The sequence below is a fragment of the Dyadobacter sp. HNCC25DJ183 genome (genome assembly GCF_056895175.1).
Genome location: NZ_JBXHAP010000005.1, coordinates 364,269 through 376,810 on the forward strand (window position 1 = coordinate 364,269; position 12,542 = coordinate 376,810).

9 protein-coding genes and 1 tRNA gene are annotated in these 12,542 nt (G+C 45.7%); 3 read left to right on the top strand and 7 right to left on the bottom strand.

Features of this window, described 5'->3' with window-relative positions; translation table 11 throughout:
• Nucleotides 1–33 precede the first annotated feature (33 nt).
• From AC1XTG_RS14935 to AC1XTG_RS14945, 3 genes are all read left to right on the top strand, one after another.
• A complete protein-coding gene (locus AC1XTG_RS14935) occupies nt 34–813 on the top strand; it encodes a ThuA domain-containing protein (RefSeq protein ID WP_484842497.1) in 780 nt (259 codons plus the stop codon).
• 146 nt (nt 814–959) lie between these two features.
• On the top strand, nt 960–2,078 hold the full coding sequence (locus AC1XTG_RS14940; protein WP_056292276.1) for a Gfo/Idh/MocA family protein: 1,119 nt from the start codon (nt 960–962) through the stop codon (nt 2,076–2,078).
• Nucleotides 2,079–2,089: 11 nt separating this feature from the next.
• The gene (locus AC1XTG_RS14945) at nt 2,090–2,938 is read left to right on the top strand and encodes a sugar phosphate isomerase/epimerase family protein (RefSeq protein ID WP_484842498.1); all 849 of its coding nucleotides are present in this window, start codon (nt 2,090–2,092) and stop codon (nt 2,936–2,938) included.
• Nucleotides 2,939–3,060: 122 nt separating this feature from the next.
• On the opposite strand, the gene AC1XTG_RS14950 is transcribed toward AC1XTG_RS14945, so the two are convergent.
• From AC1XTG_RS14950 to AC1XTG_RS14980, 7 genes are all read right to left on the bottom strand, one after another.
• Nucleotides 3,061–4,521 carry an MOP flippase family protein gene (locus AC1XTG_RS14950; protein WP_056292271.1) on the bottom strand — a complete coding sequence of 487 codons (1,461 nt, stop codon included), beginning with the start codon at nt 4,519–4,521 and terminating at the stop codon, nt 3,061–3,063.
• A 9-nt stretch (nt 4,522–4,530) separates the two neighbouring features.
• On the bottom strand, nt 4,531–5,607 hold the full coding sequence (locus AC1XTG_RS14955; RefSeq protein WP_484842499.1) for a TDP-N-acetylfucosamine:lipid II N-acetylfucosaminyltransferase family protein: 1,077 nt from the start codon (nt 5,605–5,607) through the stop codon (nt 4,531–4,533).
• 86 nt (nt 5,608–5,693) lie between these two features.
• Nucleotides 5,694–6,830 carry a dTDP-4-amino-4,6-dideoxygalactose transaminase gene (gene rffA / locus AC1XTG_RS14960; protein WP_484842500.1) on the bottom strand — a complete coding sequence of 379 codons (1,137 nt, stop codon included), beginning with the start codon at nt 6,828–6,830 and terminating at the stop codon, nt 5,694–5,696.
• A 207-nt stretch (nt 6,831–7,037) separates the two neighbouring features.
• The gene (locus AC1XTG_RS14965; protein WP_056292260.1) at nt 7,038–7,478 is read right to left on the bottom strand and encodes a GNAT family N-acetyltransferase; all 441 of its coding nucleotides are present in this window, start codon (nt 7,476–7,478) and stop codon (nt 7,038–7,040) included.
• A gap of 192 nt (nt 7,479–7,670) precedes the next feature.
• A tRNA-Pro gene (locus tag AC1XTG_RS14970) sits at nt 7,671–7,744 on the bottom strand.
• Between the two features lie 120 nt (nt 7,745–7,864).
• Nucleotides 7,865–11,296, bottom strand: coding sequence for an efflux RND transporter permease subunit (locus tag AC1XTG_RS14975; protein ID WP_056292257.1), 3,432 nt, complete (start codon nt 11,294–11,296; stop codon nt 7,865–7,867).
• Nucleotides 11,297–11,401: 105 nt separating this feature from the next.
• Nucleotides 11,402–12,535 (bottom strand): efflux RND transporter periplasmic adaptor subunit, encoded by a 1,134-nt coding sequence (locus AC1XTG_RS14980; protein ID WP_056292356.1) that lies wholly within the window; start codon nt 12,533–12,535, stop codon nt 11,402–11,404.
• Nucleotides 12,536–12,542 lie beyond the last annotated feature (7 nt).

Sequence of the window (12,542 nt, forward strand, 5' to 3'; positions counted from 1 at the left end):
AAACAAGCATTTTGTAAACTTCAAATACGATTTATGTTCAGATCCATTCAAAAACTGGTGCTGCTGCTCGTCGCGGTTGTATTGTCAACAGGATATTTATTAGCAGAAAATGGAGGTTTGCCGCCTAAAAAGACCATCCGAGTTTTGATGGTCGGTGGCGGCTCCTCTCACGATTTTGACCGCTGGTACAAACAGGAAGATGTAGCTACCCTGGAAAAAGGCGGACTGGCGAAAGTGACTTACACCAGCGATCCTGCCAGTATTTTGTCGCAGCTTCCGGGAACGGATGTGCTGTTTTTGGCAAATAACCAGCCTATTGCCGATGAAGCTACCAGAAAAGCCATTTTCGCATTTGCGGATGCGGGAAAAGGTTTGATCCTGGCGCATCCTGCGATCTGGTACAACTGGAAAGACTGGCCTGAATACAATGCAAAACTGGTGGGCGGAGGTTCGCGAGGTCATGATAAGTACGGACCTTTCGATGTTACGATCACAAACAAAAAACATCCATTAACGAAAGGTATCCCGGCTACTTTCCATCTTGACGACGAGCTGTACTACTTCAAAACGGACCCGGCTGCAACTCCGATTGAGATACTGGCAACAGGGAAAGCAACCACTTCCGAGAATACCTATCCCAGTTTGTTCATCGTCAAATATCCAAAAGGCAGAATTGTAGGGATTGCATTGGGCCACGACGCAGCATCACACACCATCGAACCCTACAAAACCATGATCCGCAATGCCGTGCAATGGGCAGCCGGCGGCTCGGCGGGTGCGGGTGCGGGGGCGGGGGCTTCTTCCGTCGATTGAAATCGACGGAAATGGATGTGCATTGACCGCAGGTCAATGCAGAAATATGGCGAGGCGCAAAGCGCCGCTCCAATCCATTACCCCGGGCTTAAGCCCGGGGAATTCAGATAGAGATTTAGAATTTTTGAAAATTAATTTAGCATAGCATGAGTCAGAAACAGATCACAGTAGTTATTGTCGGAATGGGTTTTGGGAAGGAATTTATCCCTATTTACCAAAGTCATCCAAATATCAAAGCTGTCGGAATATGTACACGCAGCAAAGAGACGCGGGATGAACTGGCAGCGAAGTTCAACCTCGATAGCAACCTGGTATTTGAGCATTTCGAAGATGTTCCGAAGCGGGACGATGTAGATGCAATCCATATCGTAACACCAGTTCCTGAGCATGCACGCATGACGCTGGCTTCGCTCAATGCAGGAAAACATACAGCCTGCACAATCCCGATGGCCATGACGAAAGAGGACTGCGAAGCGATCGTAGCTGCTAAAAGAAAGGCCAAAAAAGTATATATGATGATGGAAACGGCGCTTTATACGCGCGAGTTTTTATATGGATTGAAACTGGCGGAGAGTGGCGATCTTGGACGTATTCAGTTTGTCCGGGGCTCACACATTCAGGATATGAGCATGGAAGGCTGGGGTGAATACTGGAAAGGGTATCCCCCGATGCTGAATGGAACGCACGCCATTTCGCCATTATTAAAAATCAACAATACGATTGCTGAAACAGTAGTTTGCCACGGATCAGGCCGGCTTTCGGAAGACCTGGCAAGCAGGTACGGATCTCCGTTTGCTGTTGAAACTGCTACTTTTACACTCAAAAATTCAGATGTTGTTGCGGAAGCTACGAGATCGCTCTTTGATGTGGTGCGCCAGTATCGCGAGAGTTATGATGTGTATGGGACTAAAATGTCCTTTGAATGGGAGCAGTTGCAGGATGAAAGCCATGTGATTTTTGATGGAGGTGAAAATGCAAAACGCATTGACGTACCCGATACTGACGAGCTTTTGATTGAACCGATCAAACATTTTACAAAACGCGAAAAAATTGACGATCCAAATCACGTATCGTTTCTGCAGGGAGCGGGTCACGGAGGATCACACCCGCATTTGGTACAGGAGTTTGTAGCCGCGATCATTGAAGAGCGCGATTCGGCGGTGGATGCTGCATTGGCTGCTAACTACACCTGCGCAGGAATATGCGCGCATGAGTCTGCAATGAATGGGGGTATCCGAGTGGATGTGCCAAGTTTTGAAGAATAAAATCAACTGAAATGCTTTTTGGCGCAAGTACATTTATCTGGTTCTCACCGTTTTCTACGGCCAATATTCCTCTTTTCGAAAAGGTAAAAGGCTTTGGCTATGACATTGTTGAAATAGCTGTTGAAGACAAAACGCTTATTGACTGGAAGCTGGTGAAGCAAGCCTGCAGGGATCTTGATCTTAAAATCACGATCAGCGGCGCATTCGGACCGGAACGCGACATTTCAAGCACTGATCCTGCCAATCGAAAGATCGGGCGGGATTACATTACCGATTGCATTCGGATTGCTGCGGAGATGGAGAGCCCGGTTTTTGGCGGACCGCTTTATTCGGCCGTAGGGAAAACCAGGATTGTTTCCGAAGAACAAAAACGGCAGGAACGCGCCTGGTGCATTGAAACGCTGCACGAAGTAAGCGATATCGCCAAATCAGAAGGCGTGACGCTTGGACTCGAACCTTTGAACCGGTTTGAAACCGATATGGTCAATACGGTTGATCAGGCGCTCTCCATTGTTCGCGAAGTGTCGCATTCAAGTCTCAAAATCGTTCTGGATACCTTTCATTCCAACATCGAAGAAAAGGATATTCCCGCTTCAATACGGAAGATAGGAAAGGAGTTGCTTTGCCACGTGCAAGGCAACGAAAGTGACCGCGGAACACCTGGAACCGGGCATCTTGAATGGGAAGGTATCAGAGACGCATTGAAGGAAATCGGGTACGAAGGTGCTGTGGTAATAGAAACTTTCGGCCAACCTTCCAAAGAACTGGCCCGGGCAGCCTGCATCTGGCGCCCACTCGCAAACAGCGCCGACGAACTGGCGGAGGAAGGGTTGCGGTTTTATAAGGAGCTTTTTATGTAGGACTGGAATTCGCTTGCCAGCTTGGATGGCGTAGTACATCCAAGCAACTCGTTTTTGCATGCAGGCTCCGCATTTGAAGCCATTAAAATGAGAGTGGGCAACAAAAGTATGATCAGATCATTTTACGGGCCAGCTTTTCTATTGTTATTAAAATACAACATCAGGGATGCTCTTTCCTGCTTGTTTGTAGCCAGCATTCCAAGGATAGCATACACAGCTCCGAGTATTGCCAGCCCTATGCCCAGTGCAAGATAATTATTGGTCATGGATGGGGAAAGAAAATAGGCCACAACGGAACTGATTGCAGCAAGCAAGATAGGCTTGCCAATACTTCCGAAATATTCCAGAAACTTAGCCTTACAGAGGGGATATACAAATAAGCCCCACGCAGGAAGCATTACTGCAACCTTAAATAAGGTAAGTCCCCACGCAACACCTTCTAAACCCCAAAAACTGCCCATCCAAATACAAAGCGGCATAAACAGCAGCATACCCAGATTCCAGTAGAAACCCCAGTCAGCCCGACCTCTTGCCAGTAACAATGCCCCAACAGGATTGCCGATGCTGTTACAAAGAGCTGTTATGGCAAGAATTCTGAGAAAAGGTATCGATTCAGTCCAGGCCTCCCCAAAGAATAGGATAATCAGAGGCTTGGCAAAGATTATCATTGCTGCATAAACAGGTGCATTGGCATAAGTGAGTAAACGAAGGATCTGAAGATAAGCGCGTTTTAGCTTTTCGATATCATCCTGCATTTTTGCGAGAACGGGAAATGCGACCTTGGTCACAATCGGATTAATGATTTGATATGGTTTAAATGCAAGTGTCTTGGCAATGTTGTAGACTCCAAGAGCTTCCATGCCGAGGAGTTTTCCGATCAGGAGTGTGTCGAATTGAGAGTTAAAATAATTAACGGTTTTCTCACCCATTTGGAAGAGCCCAAATGAAAAGAAGCCTCCATCTTTTAAACTGTGCCAGTCAAAATCGAATTTTGGCTTAAAAACCTTCAAGCCATAGATTACAAGCAGCAAGGTAGATACCGACGCCTGGATAAAATTGGCGTACACGAGTGCATAAATGCCATAGTGCCAAAATGCCAGCAGAACAGACACCAAAAAGCCGCTTGTTTTTCCAATTACATCTCTGATGGACAACGATTTGAAGTTAAGCTCTTTTACCAGGAGAGTTTCGAATTGCTGACCAAAAGGGACAATCAGATAAGTAGCGGACGTCCACCGGATAATGCTCACAAGTTCAGGAGCCCGATAAAAATCAGCAATGAAAGGGGAGGAGATAAATAGTGTAATGTAAATGGATATACCCGAAAGGATATTAAGCCAGAACAAGGTGTTTAATTGGGCTTTCGTGACATCTTTTTTGTGAATAATTGCATTTGAAATTCCCATATCCATAAATATCTGGGAAAGTCCGATCACAAAAATGGCGATCGCCATCAAACCAAAATCTGCCTTGTCAATAAATCTCGACAGGATGACAATTTGTAACAGCTGCATCAGGGAAGTAGCGACGGCCGACAAAGACGTCCATTTTGCCGCTCCAAATGCTTTTTGTTTCAGTGACATGAAAAATTGTTATTCATAAATATTCCTGACCAGATTCGCATAATCCTGCGCTACTTTTTCAGCTGAGAATGCTTCCGTCAGGATTGCTCTGTTTGTGCTAATTTGTTTTTCAGTCAGCGGGCTCAGCCCGTAATTCTGAAAATCATGCTGTAGATCAAATACATGAACACCAATTCTTTTGAAAAACTGGAAGGCAGGATTCACTCCGGCCATATAAATGCGTGCCCCAAGCCATAGCATGGCAATGATGTTACCCATTGCCTGCTGTCTGTAATGGTAGAAGATACCAACGCCGCAGGTCAACAGTATCTCGACATACTCCTGCAAAGGCATAAAGCCTAGCAGCGGAAATGAGCGTGGGCCCCACACTTGTTCAGCACTTTTTGTTACCGCCTCTTTGTAGCTGCCGCCCTCCCCGTAGGAAAGGGGAATGTAAACCTTTGTTTCATTTTCCAATGGCACTTTTTCAAAAAACTGAATAACGTCCAAATGGTTAGACTCCGTGGAATTTGAATTGCCAATCAGTATGTTTTTACCAACAATTCTCTTGTCCATAAAAGCTTGACCGACATATTGATTCAGATCAAAAAAGGCTGCGTTGAAGAATTTACATTTGGTATCGGGGTATCTTTCTTTAAATAGCTCATAATCTTCCCGGATGTAGGTTACAAAATAGTCCACTTCCTTTTGTGTCGACTCCAGTAAGTTCAGGACATTCTTTTTTCCTCGGGCAGTGTAGAAAAGAAATCGGAGTGGTTTGTACTTTTTTATAGTCCAGAGAAGGCTTAACCGGGGCTTTTCCTTAGCTAAATAAGACAGAGTTTTCGGTGCGTATAATCCCGGCTGGATTCTCGGCATTTGATAGATATCGTAGCCCCAGACAATCCAGTAAAGCTTAATTCTTTGTTGCAGTTGTGAAATAGCAGACGCTGTGAGCGCGCTTATGGAATGAGCTATGATCCCCCGAATTGCTGGGATAGCAGTAACATGATCATTTAAGTTATCGTGTTCATAAAAATATTCACAGGTAAGCTCTGGCTGACTGATATGCCGAAAAATCCCTCTGTCTTTATCGGCTTTGAACACGAGATATTTATTATCGCCCGGATTTACTTTTTCAAAATTGTTGATGGTGTTATCACAAAATTTTTCGTCGTGCATTAAGTGTAGTATCATGCCGAAAAACGGTTGTGGTAGAATCCCAGTATCACGTCAGTAATTTTGAATATCTGTTCCGTTTCCAATTCATAGAATAGCGGCAGTCGAACCAGGCAATCTGCATAGCGGTCAGTTTCCGGAAGATCTCTCCCGTCATGTTTTTCCGAGTAAAATGTCGATTTGTGCAAAGATAAATAATGGAAAACAGACAGAATTCCATTGTCTCTCAGTAACTGGATCAAACTGGTTCTTTCGTCGATTGAGTTGCAGACCAGGTAAAACATATGCGCATTGTTGACTGCGTATTCAGGAAAGTAGGGTAGCTGCACCCCGTAAACTGAAAGTGGTCTCAGCTCTTTTTCGTAAAGATTCCAGATTTCCTTTCGTTTGCCCTGAATATCTTCCAGGTGTTCAAGCTGTGCAAACAGAAACGCTGCTATGATATCTGATGGTAAAAATGATGAGCCAATATCAACCCATGAGTATTTATCTACTTCTCCCCTGAAAAACTGCGACCGGTTTGTCCCTTTTTCCCGTATAATTTCCGCACGTTCTGTCATGCCGGAGTCATTGATCGCTAGCATTCCGCCTTCTCCGGAAATGATATTCTTTGTTTCATGAAATGAAAATCCGGCGAGGTGACCTATTGAACCAAGAGGTTTGCCATTAAAGTAAGAGTCGATGGCCTGAGCAGCGTCCTCTACAACAAAAAGACCGTATTTTGCTGCCAGGTCCATTATTTCAGCCATATCACAGGCAATTCCCGCATAATGGACAGGGATGATCACCTTTGTTTTCTTGGTAATCAGTGCTTCGATTTGTGACACGTCCATGTTGGGGTGATCGGGCAGGCAGTCTACAAAAACAATTTTGGCGCCTCTCAATACGAAAGCATTAACAGTAGAGACAAATGTGTATGAAGGCGCGATCACCTCATCACCTGGCTCGATATTCACCAGGATCGCGGCCATTTCCAGCGCGTCGGTACACGATGTTGTCAAAAGCGATTTCTGGAAGCCATAACGCTCTTCAAAGAAGGAATGACATTTTTTTGTAAAGATCCCGTCTCCGGAAATTTTGCCGGACAGCACAGCCTGATAAAGATAGTGGGCTTCTTTTCCTGTAAGATATGGTTTGTTAAATGGAATCATAATGATATGGACTTAAACCCGATAGGGTATTTCCTTTTAAATGGTGATTTGTTGAATTCACTTGCCTGGCAATAACGAAAGTGAGATGGCAACTATATACTTACGTCCAAATGGACGAAGGGTATGCCGACACAACATGGAAGATTCTCCGAAGAGCGCATAAATGTCAGAATTGTTCCGTTCGTCAGCATAAGTCCTACTTAAAACTCACAAATATCTTGACATTCCAAAATGAGTTTCCTTGAAATGAAGCTTATTATAAAACGGGACCGTTTCTTCATAGCAATCGAGAATTACTTTGTAGCATCCGGCCGTTTCGCAGTAACTGACAAGATGTGATATCAACAGCTCTCCGAACCCTTTTCGCCGATATTGGTGATCTACAACGATATCTTCAATATGGCCCGACCTTCCGCCCCGGATTTTATATTCAATGATTACACTCCCGTAGCAGGCGATCTTGTCGTCGGCAATTCCCACCACTCCGTAAATATTAGGATGTGCGGAAAAGTTGTTCCAGCTGTCTTCTAAATCAATTGCATCCACGCCGCCAGGAAATTCAGATAATTGTTCGAGTAGCAAACAAACGGAGTAGGTGTCTTCCTTGGTAATGGGACGAAAGACTAATTTGGGCGGGTCAAAGAGCATTATTAAGTGTGTTTAGTATCTAAATATTGCAATACAAGGCTGAAATCTATGATTTTGTCGGCAGAAGTCCAACTGTAACCACTTGAAATAGTCAGATTCAGATCTTCTGGCTCGTATTGCCAACAAAAACTCAATGAGCTGGTGTCAATTCACTCTAAAACCAAAAAAGCCCGGTCTTTCGACCAGGCCTTGTCGGGATGACAAGATTCGAACTTGCGACCCCTAGCACCCCATGCTAGTGCGCTACCGGGCTGCGCTACATCCCGAGATTACTTACTGAGTAACTCAGTTCCCGAACTCTTTGGGGTTGCAAATCTAGGAATTTTTAGAATACTGCCTATTCCAATTTAAAGAAAATTGAAACAGGCAGCATTTTTTTAAAGTTTCTAAATCGTCTCATTCTGCCAGTTCGGGTTCACCACTTCCGGCTTCTCTTTTCTGAACCACTTTTCCCGTACTCTTTCATTGACATAATACATACAGGGTACAAGGATCAGTGTCAGTACCGTTGAGAATGTAAGACCGAAAATGATCGTCCACGCCAGGATGTTCCAGAAGATTGAGCTCGGTCCGCCGATAACCAGGTCGGGTTCCAGGTTGCGGAACAGACCAACAAAGTCGACCGTAATACCCAATGCGAGCGGCACAAGCCCTAATACAGCGGCCGAAGCAGTAAGTAGTACCGGAGTCAGGCGGATTGCGCCACCCTCAATAATTGCTTCGCGCATCGGGTAACCCCTGCCACGCAGCTCTTCGATAAACTCGATCAGAAGGATACCATTTTTTACCACAATACCTGCCAATGCGATGATACCCACACCGGACATGATCACGGAGAAGTCTTTGTTGAAAATCACAAAACCCAGCAATACCCCAATCAGTGAAAGAACAATCGTGAAGAAGATAATGAATGGTTTGACAACCGAGTTAAACTGCGTCGCAAGGATCAGGTAAATGAGCAAGATCGCCGCCCCGAATGCAGTTCCAAGGAAAGCCATAGATTCAGCCTGCTCTTCCTGCTCACCTCCCATTTTAATCGTATATCCGTTTGGTACCTCCATATCTTCGATAAGCGTCTGGATTTGCGCAACGATTTCATTGGCATTATACCCCGGCAAAACATCGGAACCCAGGGTTACGATCCGCCGCTGGTCCTGGCGGTTGATCTGGCTGAACGTAGTCGAGTAGTGGATATTGGCAACCGAGGTAATCGGAACCTGACGCAATGCACCTCCCATATTCATATCCCGGTAAACCACATTCAGGCTGAGCAGCTTCTCAATCTGTTCCCGATCGTCTTTGTTCAACCTTACCATGATCGGATATTCATCTTTATCGTCACGGAATTTCGAAACTTCCAGACCGAACAATGCGGTACGGACTGCCAGGGCGATCTGCTGCGAGCTGATACCTTCGCGCTGCGCTTTTTCACGATCGATATCAATTACAATTTCAGGCTTGTTGGTTACCAGGTCAGAACGGAGCTGGTCAATTCCTTCAATTCCCGATTGCTGAACGCGCTGCATCACGCTTTTTTCGAGTTTTTGCAACTCGTCAAATTCATCTCCTGAAATTTCAATGGAGATAGGCTTACCTGTTGGTGGTCCTACTGCTTCCCGTTCCACCGAAATTTCAGCGCCCGGGATACCTGTAACTGCCTCACGGATTTTGCGAAGAATAGCTTCGGAAGATCTTCCGCCACGCTCGGTTCCGTAAACAAATGCAACGGTCACTTTCGATTTATGCGGCGTCGCAGCACGGTCGGGGTTGTACGGATCACCGGCATTTTTACCAACGTTGGCAATGACCGAGTTAACCATATCCATTGCTTTCTCTTTCTCCAAAACATCAAAAACACGTTTTTCAATGATTTTGGTAACAGAGTCGGTTACCCGGGCGTCTGTTCCGATCGGCATTTTGTTATATACATATACATAATCCGGATCGCCGCTTGGGAAGAACAATACCTTGGGCTGCGCTATACCGGTGATGATGAATGTAGCCACCAGCATGACAAGCATCGTAACAATCGCAATGACAGGCCGCCAGCCGTGCAGCAGCCAGTCAATGAATTTACGGTAATTGTTTTTCAATGCGGGTAGCAAACGGTCCTGGAATGGAACAAGCACTCTTGGTGTCAGAATGTAGTGGTTGAACATCCATAGTACCAGGATGAACACCAGGAAGTTACCAAGCCCGCGGTCAATAACGTAACCTATCGCTGCGGCTACTGCCAGAATGATCACAGGTCGGCGGATTGCTTTGAAGCTGGTATCGTGCGCCTCTTTTTCGTCATCGTGGCGGCCCATAAATGACACAGCAAATACGGGGTTCATTACATAAGCAACAAACAGTGAAGCGCCAAGTGTAATAATCAGCGTCAGCGGCATGAACTTCATAAATTCCCCGACTATACCTGTCCAGAAAAGCAGCGGGAAGAATGGCGCAATCGTAGTCAGCGTACCTGAAAGAACCGGGATAAATACCTCGCCTGCAGCCGCCTTCACAGCCTGCTGGATCGTCCAGTCTTTATGTTGATTAAAAAGGCGGTGCGTATTTTCAATTACCACAATTGCATCATCCACCACCAGACCGATCCCCAGCAAAAACGCGAACAGTACGATCGTGTTCAATGTAAATTCGGTACCTACCATCGGGCCGATGATCGGCATCATTACGAATGCAACCAGTGCGGAAAGCGGCACTGACAAGCCGACGAAAATCGCGTCGCGCACACCCATAAAGAACATCAAAACCATTACCACGAAAATAAACCCGAGTACAACGGTGTTGATCAAATCGTGCAGGTCAGCTCTTGTCTGAATAGACTGGTCGGCAGTAATATTGATATCCAGTCCCTGCGGGAAGCGGTTTTCCTTATAGTCTGCGATTGTCGCTTCGATCTTGTCCGCCGCGTCTACCAGGTTTTCTCCCGAACGTTTGATCACGTTCAATGTAATTACAGACTTGTTGGCCAAACGTGCGAAATCCTGCTGTTCTTCAAAATCATCTTTCACATCGGCAACATCGCCCAGTCGGATCGTCGCGCCAGTTGCGGTACGAATGCGGATATTTGCCATATCGGCAACATTGGTGTACTCGCCTTTTACACGCAAAGTTCTTCTTACACCGTCAACATTCAGCTCACCGCCTGAAACGTTGATGTTTTCACCCTGAACAGCAGTTTGAATGTCGTAAAAGGTAAGTCCGGTTGACTTCATCCGGTCCAGGTTTACATTGATCTGAATCTCGCGGTTCAATGCGCCGAGGATATCCACGCGGGTAATTTCAGGCAGTGCTTCAATGCCATCTTGCAAATCTTCTGCGTATTGTTTAAGTTGTTTCAGCGAGTAGTTACCTGCAATGTTCACGTTCATGATCGGGAACTCTGAGAAGTTCACATCCTGAGCTGTGGGACCTGAGTCGAGGTTTTGAGGTAAGTCGGTCTTCGCCTTATCCACCGCATCGCGGACTCTTTGCAAGGCAACTTCCACCGCAACATCCGGAGTAAATTCCACCAGGATTACGGATACGTCCTGCAATGCGTTGGACTTGATCTTTTTAACCCCGCTCAGCGATTTCAGCTGCTTTTCAATGGGTTTGTTGATCGTGTTTTCGATATCCGCAGGTGCAGTACCGAAGTAAACGGTGTTGATATAGATCTGAGGGATCTTGATATCAGGGAATTGTTCTTTGGGCAGGTTATTATAAACCATAAACCCGGCCAACGTGATAATGAACGTAAAGATGTAGATCGTAGTCCGGTTCTCTACGCACCAGTTGGTGAACCCAAGGGTTTTATATTCGCTAAATTTCATGTGATCAATTTTGAATGACTCAATAACTGAATGAGTGAATGACTGAATTGTGCACTTAATGACAATCCCTGACTACAAATGGCCTAACGGCCGTCATTCTGCATTTTAGTAACTAATCGGCTGTCCGTCGGAAACCTCCTGGTAGCCCAATGTAATCAGCTGATCACCTGCGGAAAGTCCTGACAGGATTTCGATTTTCCCATTGTAGCTCAAACCGGTTTTAACCTCACGTGCTTTGGCAATCTTCTTGTTGCCCTCAGTTACCGCTACATACACAACGTTACCTTTTTCTGTGCTTTGCACGAAGTTCTGGTCAACCGCCAATGCATTTTTGCTGGTAGCATCGTTGATCTGTACATTGGCCATCATATTGGGTTTGATGCTTTTGTCAGAAGGCAGGTTTGCTTCGATCGTAAATGTTCTGGAAAGCGGGTCCACAGCAGTGCTCACAAATGAAACCTTGGCTTTGTATTCTTTATCCAGATCAGGAAATTTCACGATCACCTCGTCGCCTTTTTTTACACTGGCCGCGTAGGTATCAGATACTTTGGCAGATACTTTCAGGTTGCTCAGGTTAACAATGCGAACCACGCCCATTCCCGGAGAAGCCATTTCGCCAACCTTTACATTCACCATATCTACCACACCCGCCATTGGCGATACGATGTTGGTTTGTGACAGCTGTGCATTCAGCGTGCTCATTCTCCTTTCAAGGGATTCCTTGTTATTCTTCGCCTGCAGGTATTGCAGTTCGGTACCTATTTTTTGGTCCCAAAGGTTTCTTTGCTTTTCATAAAGCGTGTTGGCAAGGCTCAGTTGGGTTTTCAGCTCTTCCACCGATTCAAGCAGCAGGCTATTGTCAACCTTGCCGATAATGCTTCCTGCTTTCACAAAATCGCCTTCTTTTACGTACATCGCAGTCACTGCGCCGCCCGATTTCGGGGTTACCATTACATTGTTTTTTGCATCAACAGTACCCTGCAGCTCTACGTAGTGACGGAAAGTTTCAGGCGTCAATGTGTCAATGGATACCGGCTTCACTTTTGGCTCTGCCGCTTTTTTCGGATCCAGTTTCGTGATCTCGCTTTCAAGCGCTTTGATCTTTTTCTCGTTCTCAACCTGCTCTGCTTTCAGCTTCGCAAGCTCTTCTTTCTTACCTTCCAGGCCTTCTTTCTTTTCGCCCCCGCATGCTGCCAGCAGGATTGTCATGGCTGTTATTAATAGAATATTTTTTTTCATGATATAG

Bases quoted from the DNA above. Each gene is read 5' to 3' on its own strand.
- AC1XTG_RS14935 (WP_484842497.1), top strand. From the start codon at position 34: ATGTTCAGATCCATTCAAAAACTGGTGCTGCTGCTCGTCGCGGTTGTA.
- AC1XTG_RS14940 (WP_056292276.1), top strand. From the start codon at position 960: ATGAGTCAGAAACAGATCACAGTAGTTATTGTCGGAATGGGTTTTGGG.
- AC1XTG_RS14945 (WP_484842498.1), top strand. From the start codon at position 2,090: ATGCTTTTTGGCGCAAGTACATTTATCTGGTTCTCACCGTTTTCTACG.
- AC1XTG_RS14950 (WP_056292271.1), bottom strand. From the start codon at position 4,521: ATGTCACTGAAACAAAAAGCATTTGGAGCGGCAAAATGGACGTCTTTG.
- rffA (WP_484842500.1), bottom strand. From the start codon at position 6,830: ATGATTCCATTTAACAAACCATATCTTACAGGAAAAGAAGCCCACTAT.
- AC1XTG_RS14965 (WP_056292260.1), bottom strand. From the start codon at position 7,478: ATGCTCTTTGACCCGCCCAAATTAGTCTTTCGTCCCATTACCAAGGAA.
- AC1XTG_RS14975 (WP_056292257.1), bottom strand. From the start codon at position 11,296: ATGAAATTTAGCGAATATAAAACCCTTGGGTTCACCAACTGGTGCGTA.
- AC1XTG_RS14980 (WP_056292356.1), bottom strand. From the start codon at position 12,535: ATGAAAAAAAATATTCTATTAATAACAGCCATGACAATCCTGCTGGCA.